Origin of the sequence: Mycobacterium heidelbergense (genome assembly GCF_050205645.1) — a bacterium.
Classification (GTDB): domain Bacteria; phylum Actinomycetota; class Actinomycetes; order Mycobacteriales; family Mycobacteriaceae; genus Mycobacterium; species Mycobacterium heidelbergense_A.
On the sequence record NZ_JBNMQT010000033.1, the window covers coordinates 1 to 14,587 of the forward strand.

At 63.3% G+C, this 14,587-nt stretch carries 17 protein-coding genes; 9 read left to right on the forward strand and 8 right to left on the reverse strand.

Annotation, left to right across the window (positions count from 1 at the left end):
- The 5 genes from ACQI5H_RS23155 to ACQI5H_RS23175 form a co-directional block, all read left to right on the forward strand.
- The coding region (locus ACQI5H_RS23155) for a sensor domain-containing protein (protein ID WP_427081628.1) at window positions 1–665 on the forward strand (665 nt) is incomplete at its 5' end.
- Window positions 662–1,390, forward strand: a complete 729-nt coding sequence (locus ACQI5H_RS23160; RefSeq protein WP_427081629.1) for a sensor domain-containing protein — start codon at window positions 662–664, stop codon at window positions 1,388–1,390. The genes ACQI5H_RS23155 and ACQI5H_RS23160, both read left to right, overlap by 4 nt.
- Before the next feature lie 1,258 nt (window positions 1,391–2,648).
- Complete coding sequence (locus tag ACQI5H_RS23165; protein WP_427081630.1) at window positions 2,649–2,930, forward strand: hypothetical protein; 282 nt, start codon at window positions 2,649–2,651, stop codon at window positions 2,928–2,930.
- Window positions 2,931–2,964: 34 nt separating this feature from the next.
- Entirely contained in the window at window positions 2,965–3,165 is a 201-nt protein-coding gene (locus tag ACQI5H_RS23170) for a hypothetical protein (protein WP_427081631.1), read from the forward strand.
- A gap of 412 nt (window positions 3,166–3,577) precedes the next feature.
- Window positions 3,578–3,838 carry a hypothetical protein gene (locus tag ACQI5H_RS23175; protein ID WP_427081632.1) on the forward strand — a complete coding sequence of 87 codons (261 nt, stop codon included), beginning with the start codon at window positions 3,578–3,580 and terminating at the stop codon, window positions 3,836–3,838.
- A 301-nt stretch (window positions 3,839–4,139) separates the two neighbouring features.
- On the opposite strand, the gene ACQI5H_RS23180 is transcribed toward ACQI5H_RS23175, so the two are convergent.
- Complete coding sequence (locus ACQI5H_RS23180; protein ID WP_427081633.1) at window positions 4,140–4,373, reverse strand: hypothetical protein; 234 nt, start codon at window positions 4,371–4,373, stop codon at window positions 4,140–4,142.
- A gap of 84 nt (window positions 4,374–4,457) precedes the next feature.
- Here ACQI5H_RS23180 and ACQI5H_RS23185 point away from each other — a divergent pair, with 84 nt between their 5' ends.
- Window positions 4,458–5,468 (forward strand): hypothetical protein, encoded by a 1,011-nt coding sequence (locus ACQI5H_RS23185; protein ID WP_427081634.1) that lies wholly within the window; start codon window positions 4,458–4,460, stop codon window positions 5,466–5,468.
- A 181-nt stretch (window positions 5,469–5,649) separates the two neighbouring features.
- On the opposite strand, the gene ACQI5H_RS23190 is transcribed toward ACQI5H_RS23185, so the two are convergent.
- The 7 genes from ACQI5H_RS23190 to ACQI5H_RS23220 all read right to left on the reverse strand — a co-directional run bounded on the left by ACQI5H_RS23190 (window position 5,650) and on the right by ACQI5H_RS23220 (window position 10,632).
- A complete protein-coding gene (locus tag ACQI5H_RS23190; RefSeq protein ID WP_427081635.1) occupies window positions 5,650–6,933 on the reverse strand; it encodes a protein kinase domain-containing protein in 1,284 nt (427 codons plus the stop codon).
- Window positions 6,934–7,017: 84 nt separating this feature from the next.
- Entirely contained in the window at window positions 7,018–7,245 is a 228-nt protein-coding gene (locus ACQI5H_RS23195) for a hypothetical protein (protein WP_427081636.1), read from the reverse strand.
- Between the two features lie 35 nt (window positions 7,246–7,280).
- Window positions 7,281–7,544, reverse strand: a complete 264-nt coding sequence (locus tag ACQI5H_RS23200; RefSeq protein WP_427081637.1) for a hypothetical protein — start codon at window positions 7,542–7,544, stop codon at window positions 7,281–7,283.
- A gap of 322 nt (window positions 7,545–7,866) precedes the next feature.
- A complete protein-coding gene (locus tag ACQI5H_RS23205) occupies window positions 7,867–8,163 on the reverse strand; it encodes a hypothetical protein (RefSeq protein ID WP_427081638.1) in 297 nt (98 codons plus the stop codon).
- Between the two features lie 41 nt (window positions 8,164–8,204).
- Entirely contained in the window at window positions 8,205–8,984 is a 780-nt protein-coding gene (locus ACQI5H_RS23210; protein ID WP_427081639.1) for an SseB family protein, read from the reverse strand.
- A 35-nt stretch (window positions 8,985–9,019) separates the two neighbouring features.
- Window positions 9,020–9,541: a WhiB family transcriptional regulator gene (locus ACQI5H_RS23215; protein WP_427081640.1), complete on the reverse strand. Its 522-nt coding sequence runs from the start codon at window positions 9,539–9,541 to the stop codon at window positions 9,020–9,022.
- 98 nt (window positions 9,542–9,639) lie between these two features.
- Entirely contained in the window at window positions 9,640–10,632 is a 993-nt protein-coding gene (locus ACQI5H_RS23220; protein WP_427081641.1) for a sensor domain-containing protein, read from the reverse strand.
- Window positions 10,633–10,947: 315 nt separating this feature from the next.
- Here ACQI5H_RS23220 and ACQI5H_RS23225 point away from each other — a divergent pair, with 315 nt between their 5' ends.
- From ACQI5H_RS23225 to ACQI5H_RS23235, 3 genes are all read left to right on the forward strand, one after another.
- Window positions 10,948–12,063 carry an FHA domain-containing protein gene (locus tag ACQI5H_RS23225; protein ID WP_427081642.1) on the forward strand — a complete coding sequence of 372 codons (1,116 nt, stop codon included), beginning with the start codon at window positions 10,948–10,950 and terminating at the stop codon, window positions 12,061–12,063.
- A 47-nt stretch (window positions 12,064–12,110) separates the two neighbouring features.
- A complete protein-coding gene (locus tag ACQI5H_RS23230; protein ID WP_427081643.1) occupies window positions 12,111–13,382 on the forward strand; it encodes a DUF7373 family lipoprotein in 1,272 nt (423 codons plus the stop codon).
- A gap of 176 nt (window positions 13,383–13,558) precedes the next feature.
- Window positions 13,559–14,587: a DUF7373 family lipoprotein gene (locus ACQI5H_RS23235; protein ID WP_427081644.1), complete on the forward strand. Its 1,029-nt coding sequence runs from the start codon at window positions 13,559–13,561 to the stop codon at window positions 14,585–14,587.

Sequence of the window (14,587 nt, forward strand, 5' to 3'; positions counted from 1 at the left end):
TCACCACCACCACCCTCACCCTGGCCACCCGCCACAGCAACGACACCACCACCACAACCACCACCACACCACCCCCCACCACCACACCCACAGTGGCGATCGCCGACTTGAAAAGATTGCTGATCGCCGCCGATCAGATCAGCACCATCATGGGAGGCTCAGCCATGATGGCAGAACCCGTGCAGGAGAACATGTTCGACGACGCAGCCAACATGTCCGAGCACGAATGTGTCGGCACCTGGCTGCCAGCGCAGGCCGCGACCTACACCGGCAGCGGATGGGACGCCGTCGAGGCGCAAGAACTGCGCGCACCCGATGGTCAGCTTTGGCAGCACGGAGCCATTCAATCCGTCGTTGGATTCCCATCTCCCCAAGCCGCTCAGAAATTCCTCACCGCCCAGATCACCGCGTGGAAAGCCTGTGCCGCAAAGCGATTCACTATTACACCTCCCGGCTCACCGGCACAGCAATGGACATTCGGCCAATTCAGCACCGTCGATGACACATCAAGCATGACCCTCACCATGGACGGCTTCGCCGGCAGCTGCCAGCGCGCCATCAGCGCCCGCAGCAACGTCGTCATCGACGTCACCGCCTGCCAGAACGACGCCACCAACCAAGCCGGAACCATCGTCCACGACATCGCCGCCAAGATCACCCAATGAGCCCGGCAACCAATACCATCGAGATCCGCGCGATTCGGGTCGTCGTTGTGGCACTTGCCGTTTCGATTCTGGTGAGCGCCTGCAGCACCGAGGTCGCCGGCAACCCACGAGCCAGCAGCCCCCCACCCCTGCTCGAGCAAAACCAGATCGAAGCCCTCCTACCCACAGCCGAACAAACCGCCCAAGTCGTCGACGGCCCACACATCGAGATCGGCGCCGCACTCCGGGCCATCAAAGCCTTCCCCTTCCCGATCTCTGACCCCAACTGCTTCGCATCGATCTCCGAAGCAACCGAACCCGCCTACCGCGACAGCGGCTACGGCCCCGTCCGCGGCTTCATCCTCACCGAACCCGGCGGCAACCTCCATGCTCGCGAGCACCTCGTCGGCGAAGCAGTCGTGCTCTACCACACACCCCAACAAGCCGACGCACTCGTCTCCCACATCGTCGAACAGTGGTCGACCTGCGCGAACAAAACACTCACCGAATACCCCCCCGGAATGGCGCCGCAGAACTGGCCCCTGGGTAGCCCCAACGCCGACGACGACGTCCACACCTTGTTCAACTCCCAGGAAGCCGCCGGCGGCTGGGGCTGCTCACGCGCCATCACCTCCCGCCGCAACGTCGTCATCGACGTGCGCGTGTGCAGCAAGGCCGGCGAAGCCGCCCTCAATAACCAAGCCGCCACACTCGTGCACACCATCGCCGCGAAAATCCCCTTTTAAACGACCCATCAGCCCGACGACTCGCTTGCAATGTCGAGCGACCACTGGCACCACCTCACCTGGCCGCGCCAAGGCCGTCTGAACCCAGCAGCAACGGTTGACGGGCCCATAGGTGCAGAGGTCGGTCTGCTACCGCACGGAGACATCGAGAGTGAAGCGCCGAGCGATATGCGGTGGATTGGCGTTGTCTTCCTCCGCCAGGACCATATGAGCCGTTCCTGGTCCACCGCGCGGTACCGGCCCGTCGACGTGCTTTCGCCGTGACCGGCCGGCGGGGCACGGTCCGGTTCGTAACGATCACCGAGAATTTTCAGGTCCCTCCAGTCAGTGGGCTGCTCGCCGCGCCACTGGCACTTCGTCGTCTTGTAGTCATCGGCTAAGACGATGTCGAACAGGTCTCCTTGGGACAGCTCGACGTTCCCGCGGTTGTTGACGTCAGTGGCCGTCGCACCAGGTGTGGGCGCGCAGCCAGCCAGCAGCAGGGACATACCTACTGGTGGGGCTCGGGCGGCCCCCGTGTCCGACCCAGCGCGACGGTGCGAGATGTACACAGGCAAGTCGCCGCGGCCGACTACGCTGCCCCGAAGACGACCTGCGGCTGTAGCCGCCTTTTCCGAGAGGGGTCCGCGCTGTGACGGGATTGGGCGTCGCACGCCGCGTCGGGGCACTTCCCAACTCGGACTTGTTTGGCGTGGGCGAGCTTGAGCTATACCACCTCGGTCCGCCGCTGTGCGGCTACAACGTAGTCGCCGCGTCGAAGACACTGTGGGCTATGCGGGTTTCCCACCCGGATTCCCCTGAGCCACCCGATGATCCGGTCTCCACTGCGTTCTACGGCGTGACGGGAGAAGACCTACGCATCTTCAGAGAAACGAAGCTCCCCGGTAGCGCCGACGGCAGAACCCCATTCGGGCGCTGGCCAAACTCGGCTACGAGATCTGGCCCTCGTAATCACGTCAGGCGCTCGGCTACCGACGCGCGGGTTGCTAACGCCGACGAAGCGGATACTTATGACTCAACCCGATCGGAGTGATTTGGACGGTTCGAGCATTGGCGCAACGGCAATGGCGAAATCGCCCTTTGCTCAACACATGTCGATACCCTGCTGTTGACAGCGAGAGGGGCCAAGGCGCTGGCCCTGGCCCCTTCCCCGACGGCGAACCTACCACCTGGGATCACTGGTCCGCGAGCTGGAGCCGGCCGACGGGTGAACGGCCGTTAGCGGCAATTTGTCGGGTCCACCTTTAGAGTTGTGACCATGGCGAGCGAACCGGAACCACTTGAAAACCTAGTTGCGCGCAGAATCCGCGAACAACTCGGTGAAGGCGGCTTGGACCGCCTGATCCAAGCCCAAGAGGCGGTGCAAAAGTCCATCGCCATCCACGTTCCCGCCATGGCGGCCCATGCGTCGATGCCAGCGCCGACCGTGACCGTGACCGGAGGCATGGCAACGCAGCTACAACCACTGCAGACTTCAATCGTCGGGCGGGTCGATGTTGCGGCTCAATTCGAGCGAATACCCCCGCGAGGCTGTCGATGACGCTGTTGACGCGATCCGAGCAGCATCGCCAGGGTTGGCCGACGACATAGCGAACCGCAACCCCCAAGACATCATGTTGGCGCTCAACTTTTTCATGGCGCTGATGCAGATCGTCCAGGTCATTCTGACGGCGATACAGATCATCCACGCGGAACCCATGACACAGACGCACATCATCGAGATGTGCAAGCAGGCCATCAACTGCGTGATCAACGTACCGCCCGCGCACGGCTAGCCCGGCGCGGATTAGAACGGATTGCGAGCCGGGCGCGGCGCACCCTCGAGCTAGTTTGCGTCGGCCGCCGTGATCTTCACGACTCGCCGCGGACGCCCAGGCCGGGGGCGACGGCGCTCAGGGTGAGCGCGGTTTTCCTCGATCTGACGCTGCAGTTTCGTGTTCTGCAGGTACGCGTGCTCCGCCGCGGTCAAGACGACGGCTGGTTCTAACACAATCGTTCCGTCCGGTTGTTCGGTTGCTAGGTAGGTGTCGTGGCGGCCGAGCTTGCCAATGCTGATCCGACGCCGACTGTCTACTTCGATGACGACGGGCTCCATATAGAGAACTATAGGAGATAATAAGCCCTCTTTCCATCTTGATGCTATTGGGGTATTTGGGCAATGGGGCAAATCCGAGGTAGGGTGGTCTGGTGCTTGAGCTGGACCCGGAAGCGTACGACGAACTGGTCGCCCTCCGTGACCGCGATCCCGACTTCGCCGAACGCCTCGATGAATGGCTTGACCGCATCGAAGATGATCCCACCGACGCCAAGGTGCGGCGTCGGCTTATCCGGCCGGGCAGGGTTTGGGCCATCACCGTCGCCGAAGCCGACACGGATTACCTGATTCTGTGGGACCTCGACGGTGATACTCCGGTCATTCGCTACCTGGGGCCCGACGTACTTTCCTGATCATCAGCGGCGGTGGGTGGCGGTTCGCGGTTCATTCGGCCTCGGTGTTGATCGGGTCCGGCAATCACTGGGGTAGCAGCGCGCTACACCCCAGTGTCGCAACGGTTTTCAGTCCGACAGCCTCAGTTACCTTGTGAATGCGACTGTTTCAGATTAGAAGGAAAAAGTACTCCCACTAAGAAAGTGCCGGGAATCTGATTACAAATGAGTTGAGCGAGCTACTTTTGCCACGTCCGCAGTGTGTGACGCAAATCACATTGGGCCGGCCCTCTGATGTGGCCCTCCGATCCCTCAATCAGAGTTAGGAAAGGCCCGGGATCACTCGGCCGTCGACATCGCTTTGTTGGAAAGCGATGTACGCATCCCGACCAACCTTGCGGTAGTGCTCGTCCAGCCCGACGATCCACCACAGCGTCTCCCCAAGCGCGGCGTACCACAGACTCACCTCACCGGCGGCGATAGTTTGCGTAAACCTGTTACTCGCCGCCATGAAGGCTTCCCGGCCTAGTTCAACATCGCTCAAAGGGGTAGTCACTTATGAGATTGTGCCGCCGGCGAGCTGCGCGTGCCAGATCATCTGTTCGGGAAGACCTCGCATGTCGGAGCATAAACTCGCGTCATGGCACTGCCGTCAGACCGCCTTCCGTGGGCCTTTGGGTACAAACGTTTCGGCAACGATGAACTACCCGGCCACCTACTTGAAATTGCTAGGGCACGAGCCAACAGCGCAGTCCGCGCGGCCGATTTTTCGGCGATCTATTTGGGCGCGGAGACAACGATCCGCTGGCTCGACGCAGCGATCGATGCGGGGAGTGCAATTGAAATTTTGGCAAAGCACTATTTGAGCACTGTCAGCGCCGTTCTGTTGCTCGACAACAGCAAGCTGCAGGACACAGACTACCTGCATGCGGTGGGTAGATCCGACCTAGTTCCGAACGAAGACAAGTATCGGGCATTGAACCTCCGGACGCGAGGACCAAAGGAGTGCCTCGACCTGATTGGATTGATCACGAACAAAAAGGATCGGATCAGCGGTGGGAGCGCAAGGGCAGCTCTGGATGCACGCAATGCTGCTATCCATCTGGGGCTGGTTGATCGGGCGGAACTCCAAGCGGCGCTTATCAACTTCGCTCAAGTTATTGCCGAGCTGCTGACGGTATCCGACATCGCTCCCGGTGACTTTTGGAAGCCGGACGTACTGAAGTTGGTTAGCGACCTTCAGGCGGAAAAGCCGTTCTACGACGACCTTAACAAGAAGTTCGAAGACGCGCGGCAGAAGATCGACGGCAAGCGGATCGCTCGTGCGACGAAAAAGGCACTCGCCCAGACGGGCAAGACAGAGGATCAATTCGGTATCCAGACCATCCACTGGAAAAAGATCTCTTGTCCCGTTTGTGATTCTGCGGCAACACTTTCGGGCACTGAGAGGTTACACACCTACCAGAGCGCCGAGGATGCCTTTCGGACGACTGTGCTTTCGGACCCAGAGGAACTCTCGTGCGATGTGTGTGAACTGGCACTGGACAAGCGCGAGCTTAAGCAAGAGCATCTTGATCGCTACTGGGAGGTCGGGGAACGTTGGGCTACCGATAGAGAGATCGAGTACTACTACGACAACGCCTACGGCTGATGTGCATGATCTAGTGCGCCAGCCCTCCCTGATATCGCTGGTTGGTACTTCCTACGAGACAGTGTTGCGAGACCCTCAGGTCTCGTCACTTTTGAGATGCCCGGGATGCTCGCCCTACCTTGACAACTCGACCGCGAGTCCAAGGGACTTCGCGTTGTTCGACGCGGTGTCCCGCACCGGCTCACCAGCCGGTTTTAGGAGCGGCTGGTGGCAGGGTACTCGTTCGTAGCGGAAATGTTCCGATTGGTGGTCCCCATGGAGGTTCCCTCCACGTTTCCCCCGGAACGGTTGAAGTAACCGGCAGGCGGACCCGGGTGCTCGGCTGGTCGTGGAATGTCGAGTTCAGCAATGCGACAACCGCAATCACCCCAAGAGTGAGTGCAAGCACGGCCAGCACGAGCGGCCAGTGCTTGCGGATGGCGGGTCGGATTTGCTGTGGCACTTGGTCGCGAGGGGCTGGTCCTGCGTCCCTCGGCGGTCGCGGCGATTTGATTGCTTTCTTTGTATGGGTCGCTTGCTGTGGTGATGAGGGCGGTTTCTTCGCAGTCGCAGCTGGTCGGGCGGAAGGGGCTGGCTTCTTAACAGCGGTGGCCCGGGCGCTGGTGGGACTGCGCTGGTTCTGAGCGGTGACAGGTTCCACCCGCGACAAAGCTAGGGCCCGAGCGAACTCCTTGCAGTCTCGGAAACGATTGTTGGGATCCTTGGCCAGCGCGATGGTCAGCACCGAATCAAAGGCAGCAAGTTCAGGTCGCGTATCGGCCAGCGCGGGCGGTGCGGCATTGAGGTGTCGGCCAATGACTACTGCGGGATTGGAATGGCGGAATAAGTGGGATCCAGTGAGCAGATGATAGGTCGTAGCCGCCAACGCATATTGGTCGGCACGGCCATCGAGGTCTTCGCCCATCAGCTGTTCGGGGGCAGCGTAGGCCATTGTTCCGACCGTAAAGTTGGTTGCGGTCAGTCCGCTGATGTCATTGCGATTGCGCGCAATTCCAAAGTCTGCCAACAGGATCCGCTGCTCATCATTGGTGATCATAATGTTGGCGGGTTTGACATCGCGATGCAATAATCCGCGTTCGTGCGCGTAATCCAGTGCGTTCGCGACGGCGCTGACGATTTTTGTGACTTGTTGCGGGCGTAGGCCGGATGACGATTGGCGGGCAAGTAGGCGCGCAGCGTCCTGGCCGTCGACGTAATCCATCGAAATCCACAACTGGCCGTCGTCTTCCCCACGATCGTGAACACCCACGATGTTTGGGTGCCACAGCGTGGAGGCCAGGTCGGCCTCCCGATCGAAGCGGGCGCGATAGTCGGCATCGGATGAGATATCTGCACCCAGCACCTTGAGCGCGTCCTGTCGCGGCAAACGCGGGTGTTGTGCCAAATACACCTCGCCCATTCCGCCGGACCCCAACCGGCGCAAGATCCTGTATCCCGCAAACGCCTGACCGTTCGCTAACGGCATGCGCCGGATGTTACCCAGGAGGCGACGCCTTTACGGGGTATTCGGTCGTACGCACTGCGGGTAGCGCGGGCAATCGCGATGGGGTTAATGCTCTGGGACGTATTCGTCGGCCCCCGGCCAGTCCACCCACTGCGGCAATGGCGTTGGGGGCACGCCGCCGTGAATCAAGTCCAGGTATCCCGACGCGTACGGGTTGGGATAGCGCAACGGGCCGACACGACGAGCATTCCGCACAAAAGTGACCACCAAGACGGTGCAGCACAGCACAAGAAAGCTCAGCAATGCCATCTTGCCGATCAGCAGCCACGTCATAGCCGCACCTCAATCTGTTTGTCCCACATGGCTTTCTACCGGGCCGGCCAACGCGATGTGGCGCCGTTCTCTGGCGTCCACACCGCGCCTGGGTGTTCGACGTCGGGTTGGGCGGCCACGCGGCGTAAGGTCTTTCGAGCGCTGAAATTGGTCACCAGCGCAACCCAGTTCCACACCACCAGCGATCCCAGGCTCCACCAGCCGGCCAGCACGTTGTAGAGCTGTGCCTCCTGGATCGCGGCCTCACACTGGGCGAAAGTGCCGGTAACCGTGTAGGTGCGGCTATACCAGGCAACCACCAGCCCGGTGTGCTTGCGAAGCCGAACCTGAAATTGCCGTTCGGTCCCCGCAGCGGCAGGCCACCCGCCGCCGGTCGGCGGTACAGGGTTGCCCGCCCACTGCGGTACAGCGGGATGTGGTGGTGCCAACCCTGAGGCTGGCTGCGGGTAAGGATAGGCCTGCGGATAGCTGTACCGAGGGTCCTGCCAGTGCGGGTAAGACATCGTTTCCTCCCAGATGCGTGAGCGAGCTAGTCAAAGGTATTGGCCAGTCGATGAATTGGACGCCGCGGCCACCATCGCCGTGAAAGTCCCGGATTAGCCGTCGTGCTGCGCCTCCTCGTCAAGGAACTCGCACCAGGCCCGAAGTCACCGCTGCGGCGACGATGAAAAACAACAGGACCCCGCCTACGAACGGCAGCAGCATCCTGGAGGCGCGGCCGCGGTTGCGCGCATACACATAGATCGCGGCCGCGGCGCCGATGGCAACCGACAAGCAGAGAAACGTCGTGGGGCCGACTGCGTGGAAGTTGTAACCGGCGGCAAGCAACCCCCAAAGCGCGAGGATGTATGGGCCGGTGCCGGCTAGGAAACCCAACGCAGTCAGCACAAGGCTCACAAGCAGCTGTTTGATGTTCATGGGTGGCTTCTTTCTGGCCGCTGGGCCGGGTCGCTGGGTGTTCAGCTGAAAAGCTCGGTTGCCGAGAACCGGATTGATGGGCCGGCTGGATTGATGATGATGCCGCTGTGTGCTTGTGCACGAACCATATTGAGGACTTCTTGGGTAGTCAGTGCCGCGACGGCAGCGTCGGGGTGGTACGCGACAACCTCAGGGGCGCTGGTGAATCCGAGCAGGCTCGACGAGCCGTCGGGGTGCGCCATGGTGTGAACGCGGACTGTCCCGGGCACCGCGTCGTCGGCCGCCAGGAGCAGGGGGCCGTCCTGGCGCAGCAGCTCCAACACGGTGTGCCGATCGGTGTGGCCGGCATCGAGGCCGGCCAGGGTGTGCTTGAGTCTCCCGTTGTTGGGGTTACGTAGCGCAAAGTCGATCTCGGCAGACGCCAGCGCACATGTCGGACCGGCCGGGTCAACGTAGAGCCAGGCATCGCCTTGTCGGCGGGCCAGCTCGAGTGCTCCCGTGGCCGGGGTTACCAACGATTGTGTTTGCGTACCAGGCGGATACAGCCGGTTGATCTCGTCGTGACGAGTGAAGACGAACAGTGCCGAACGGTGATCAGGTCCGGTCCCGCGGCGGATCTGCAGGCGCGATCCCTTCGCGAAGGGCCCGTTGGTGAACGCGTCCGAACCTGTGACGTCAAACAGCACGTCCCCGTACATGCACAAGCGCAGCACCTCGAGGGCGCCCGGTTGGTTGGGGTGTGCGGCAAACCGTGCAATGGCCCCTCGTAGTGTGACGTTGTCGATCAAGCGAGGCCGGCCCGCGTTGGTTTCAGTGCTCATGTCTGTGGGTTCCTTTGTGCTACACGGCAAGTGGGTCACGCGATTCGCGACTGGTTCGCCCGGCATTGACGCGGCGTGGGAACCGATCGCGCGTGACGACTCCCGGTGGCCGGCGACAGCCTTTCGAGGGTGGTCGCATCGCTGATGGTCGGGCAGCTGCTCGGACGCGACGCGCAGTTGTCCTCGCCATCGGGGTCGGGCAGTGGTGCGACGGGGACATCGCCGAGTTCGGCGCGCCGGCGTTCCTCGAATTGAGCGGCCAGGCGGGCATAGACCGGCCTGAGCTGTCGCGGATAGTCGCCGGGCAGGATGACCCCACCCCAGACGCCGTGGGTCGCGCCCATCGCCACGGCGTTGTAGCCGCAGCGACCACGAAACGGGCATTCCGCGCATTTCTTCACGGCCGCTCGCCATTTGCGCGGGTTGAAGAACAGCTCGGGGTCTTCGTGGCAGGCCAGCTGTCGGTTGGTGTGAAACAGCCGTACATCGGCGCGCATCTGAAACGACGCGAACGGCCTGGCCAGGGCGCTGGGTTCAGCGAGCGGGTTGGTCGTCATGTGCAACGTTCCTCTGTGTGTTGGCGCGGCAGGGCCGCGAGGGTCAGTGAGGTCGGATGAAGCGCGATGTCAGCTCGGCGCTGCGTGAGGTGGGCGGTTTAGAGCGTTCGAGAGATTCGCTCCGCGATCTTGGTGGCGATCGCGCTGCTCTGCTCCGTCACATCCCAGCCGCAGGTTGATACGTCGACGACCACGTTGTTGCGCGCGGTCAGCGCGTGTTGGCAGCCCAATCCCTGGGCGCCTTCCCGGTTGGCGAGCGAGGTCAGCATGTCGCCTTGCTGGCTTACCGTCGCGATCCACCAGCTCTGAGGCGTCGTGTTCGGGGTGGTGGTCGTGACTGACGTGCCGTTGCATAGTGCCCAGCGTTTGGTTTCCGTGGCCACGAAGTCCTTGGCGGCTTTCGCGGTGGGGAAACTGACCACCGACTGATACACCTCGTGCCGCGGATGGTCCTGTTCGCGAAGGTATTGGGTCTGCACGGCCTGCCATCCGCTGCCCGCGTATGCAAACTTGTTGGCGTTGGCCCACACTCCGCCGCATTCGGGCTTGTCTGTGGTGTCGTTGTAGAGCTTGTCGGTCGTCCCGGCTGGATTCACCACCAGCTCGCGGGTGCCCATGATGCTGTTGATGGACGCCGTGTCGAGTAGAAGGCTGCCCAGAGCCTCCGGCTGTAAGAGCGGCGCCGGCGGTGGCACTGGCGCGACGGTCGAGGGCTGGGCTGAGGGGGCCGAGGGCGCAGCGCTGTGCGCGCTGGCCTCGCGAGGCTTGCTTGAACCGCCGGCGGCGACCAGAGCGACCAGCCCGACCCCCAACGCCAGCACCACGACCACGACCCCGGCGCCCAGCAGCAACCAGGTCCGCTGTGAGGTCGGCCGCGGGCGCACCGGCGCGGCAGGCCAGGCCGGCCCCGGGCCCAGCGGCGGTTGCACACGCATGGGTGGTCTGGCCCACGACGTCATCGGCGCCCCATAACGCGGCGCACTCGCCGGCCGCGGCGGCAGCGACCCGACGCCACCATTGTGGGGATGCACCGGGGCGGAACGCCCGACCCAACGCTGAAGGGGCATCGTGCGCGAGGTGTCAATGGACATCTGAATCTTCCTCTACCTGGATCTCAACCCGTACCCCAGGATCAAAGCACAACGCGCACATGTATGCAACATGTTTGCATCAACTTGGGTCGGCAGACCGTTAGGATCGCCGCGGTTTCGCTCGGCGCCAACAGGCGCACCATAGCTTAAAACGCCTGTAGAAACGGCTTGCGATCCCGATCTTGTCTGCGGCTGGTCGCTCGGGTTCCTTGGGCCATGTTTGCATCATGTACGCCACCGGTCAGCTGTGGCTATCGAGAGGTCAATATGCTAACTTGTTGAGGCAGACCTGCCGAGCTGTTCGGAGTGAGATCAATGCAGTCAACCCAGGGCATACCGCCGTCAGCGGGCGCCGCGGCGCTGGGCCGGCCATCCGCCCTCACCATCCGGGTGGGCGATCAGACCTACACCGTGCAACCCCACGAGGCGCCGATCGTCATCGGCCGCGACACCACCGCCAGGATCCGCATCGACGACGAGCGCATATCGCGCGTCCACGCACGCCTTGATCACTCCCGGGCAGGATGGCTCGCTGTCGACCAAGGCCGCAACGGCATCTTCCTCGACGGCATGCGACAACCTCAGATTCCGATCACGGGCACCACCACGATCCATTTGGGACACCCCCACGGCATAGCGGTCAGCTTCACCGAGACCATCGCTGACCCACAGCCGCGCCCCGACACCCGCGTCGACCCCGACGACACCGAGACCACCATGGTCACCGAGACCACCGATCCCGGTGTCGCCCGCGCCGGGGCAGCTGTGGCCATGCGCCGCAAAGAACTCGACCTGACACTGCGCTACTTCCCGGAAAACGGCATCATGAGCCAGGGCTCTTTGACCGCATTAGAAAAAGGACGAAGCTGGCCCCGCCGCGCCACCAGAGCCAAACTCGAAGAGGCCTTGGGCTGGCCACAAGGACACATCGCCGCCATCCGACACCAGCGAGTCCAGCCTGACGACGAGCAAACAATGGCGCTGACCAACACCATGCGCGCCCCACTGATGACCGACGTCGTGGAGCTGGCGCTGGACACCATCACCTCGGCGATCACCGACCTACCAGCACCGTCGGAGCCCGAATTCACCCCTCGCGCCAGCCGCATCCTCGGCGATCTGCGCCGAATCGAAGCGTCTGCGGCCCGCGCGGCGCGCGCCGCCACCGGCGACCCCTCGGTTGCCCGCATCCTCGGCGCCGTCCGCAAAACCTACAAAGATCTCATGCTGCGCGCGGCGCGAGCGCCAGGCGCGACGCTGGGCCAGCGGCTCTTCGCGGCCCGCCACCGCGCCGAACTAACCATTGAGGAAATGGCCAACGCCGCCGGCGTCCCCGTCGAAGTGATCAGCGCCGCCGAAGCCGACGCGCCACTTGACGGCCCCGCCGTCGCGGCCCTCTCGGCGGCGCTGACATCGCTGGGCGGCCGATAACCATCGAAGCAGCGCAGCGCATTGGTAGCGTCGACTACCATTTTCGCGTGATCCAGTGCCGTGCCAAGCGCCGGCCGCCCGCGCAGCAGGTCCTGGTCGCCGCGTTGAGCGCAACGATCGTGCTCAGTGCCGGCTGTACATCGGTGGTGGCTGGCAGCGCCACGAAGTCGGGTGGGCCGGCGCCACCAGCCGCCAACCTGGCGCTGCTCGATCCCGGGAACTATCCGCGCGCCCCGCGCCCCGCGCTCGGCACGGTTCCCAGCGCCGACGCCGGCGCGCGGGTGGAAGCCCAGCGCATGGCCGACATCGTCGTGGGCCCCTGGGACGTCGACCGAAAACTCATCGCCGGGCAGTCAGACGTGGCACCCACCACCGCCCTGCCCGATGCCGCCGCGCTCACGGCACTGGTGTTCGGCGCCTCCATTTCCGCTCAAGCGAGCGGGCACCACTTCGTGGTCGGATTTGTCAGCGGCCGCAAGACGGTGGAAGCTCCCGCGGGCCAACCCACACCGGCGGACAAGCCCAAGATCTTGGACAACGCGGTGCTGCGCTTCCCCACCCCCCAAGACGCCCAGGCCGCGGTCACTGAAATGGCAGCAGCCAATCTGGCGCTGCCCCGCGAGGGCAACGTGGCCCCCACCCGACTGCAAATCCCCGGCCACCCAACCACTTTGGCCAACATCGCCGCCGTCTCAGGGGGCTTTGAGGCCGAATCGTTCACCGCCCACGGGATGTATGTGTGCTTTCAGTACGCCGGCTCCAAAGAAAGCGCCGACGTGGTCGCCGACATGATCGGCAAAACACTCGACCTGCAAGCCCCGCTCATCGACCACTTTCAGCCCACACCACTCGACCAGTTGGCCGCCATGAACGCCGACCCGACCGGATTGCTGGCCCGCACCGTGCCCACCAGCAATCCCGGTGTCAACCAAGCAGCCGTCTATGAACCGCGCGGCGCCTTGCATTTTCGTCCCGATCCCCCAGCAACCCAGACCATGTTCGACGATGCGGGCATACAGCACGTCGCCGTCGATAGGACCACGGTCTATGAGGCCGTCGACGCGACCGGCGCCACACGCGCCGTCGACGGTCTGGTGCGCATCGATGTTCCCTACCTGGGCTACAAGTCAGCCCCCGGCATCAGCGGGCTGCCCTCAGCGCGCTGCTGGGATCGCGGTCCCAGTGACCCTGACCTGGCCGCGCTGCGCTACCTGTGTATCGCCGCGGGCGCGCACTACGCGTTCAAAGCCACTGCCGCCCAAGAACTTGACGCCCACCAAGTCATGGCCGCTCAATACCTGATGCTGGTCGGCTCATGAACATACCGGTGCGCGGTGGGGCCATCGTCGCGGCGGTGGCGATGCTGACCCTGGGATGCAGCTCGACGATCGAGGGAACCGCGGTCAAACCGCCGGGGGTCAGCGGTGGTGACGGTGTCGACGTCGCCTTGCTCGACGTCGGAAACTACCCCACAGTTCCGCGCCCGCCTCTTGGTGTGGCCGGCGACGCCATGCACGGCGGATGGGCCGAGGCCCGCCGCCTGGCCGACAACGTGGTCGGTCCATCTGAAGCCGATTCCACTCTGATCGACTACGCCCAAATCGAGAGCGGTGTGGTCAAAGACCGCGACGCAGTCAACTCGCTGCTCGGCGCCCCGATGGGAGAGGGGCTCGCCGGCCACAATTATGTCGCCGGATTTTCTAGCGCCCGCCATACCGATACCGGTGCCTACAAGGACCTGCTCAATATCGTGTTGGAACTTGCCGCACCCGCCGATGCGCCGGCGGCGGCGGCGGACATGGCGGCCAAAAGCACGACCTTGACAATGCCGTTTGACGACAAGCCAATTCCCACCCAGCATGTCTCCATACCCCGCTACCCGAACACCGCGGCGGTAACCTACCGCTGGACCTCCTCCTACCCAAACCCGGGCGAGCCGCGATTCTCAGTGACCGCAGTGACCGCACACGGGCAATACATCTTGGCCCAAACCGCCACGTCTGCCGAAAACGCTGATATCGCAGCCCAATTGGTCGCCACGGCACTGGATTTGCAGCAGCCGCTCATCGACCAGTTTCGACCGACCCCAGTCAATCAGCTAGCACAACTGCCGCTCGACCCTGACGGGCTCGTGGCCCGCACCCTGCCCGCTCAACAAGAAAACGAGACCGTCAATGACGGGATCTACGGCCGCCACGGGGCGCTGCACCTGGCCACCGGCGACCCAGTACATCTGCAGGCCCTGTTCAAATCCGCTGACGTCCAACAGGTTTCTTACTCTGTCGGCACCCGCGTCTATCAGACTCCGGCCGTCGACTCCGCCGCCCGCATCGTCGCCGACATGACCGGGCCCCACCAAGTCGCAGGAATCACCGGGATGCCCAAAGCGAAATGCTTTGCCGAAACCCTGGCGTTTTGGTGTGTCGGCGTCGCCGAGCGCTACGCCTACGAGATCCAAAACGAACAAGAAACCGCACTGCATCAGATGATGGCCGCCCAGTACCGGCTGCTGAGCGGAAAATGA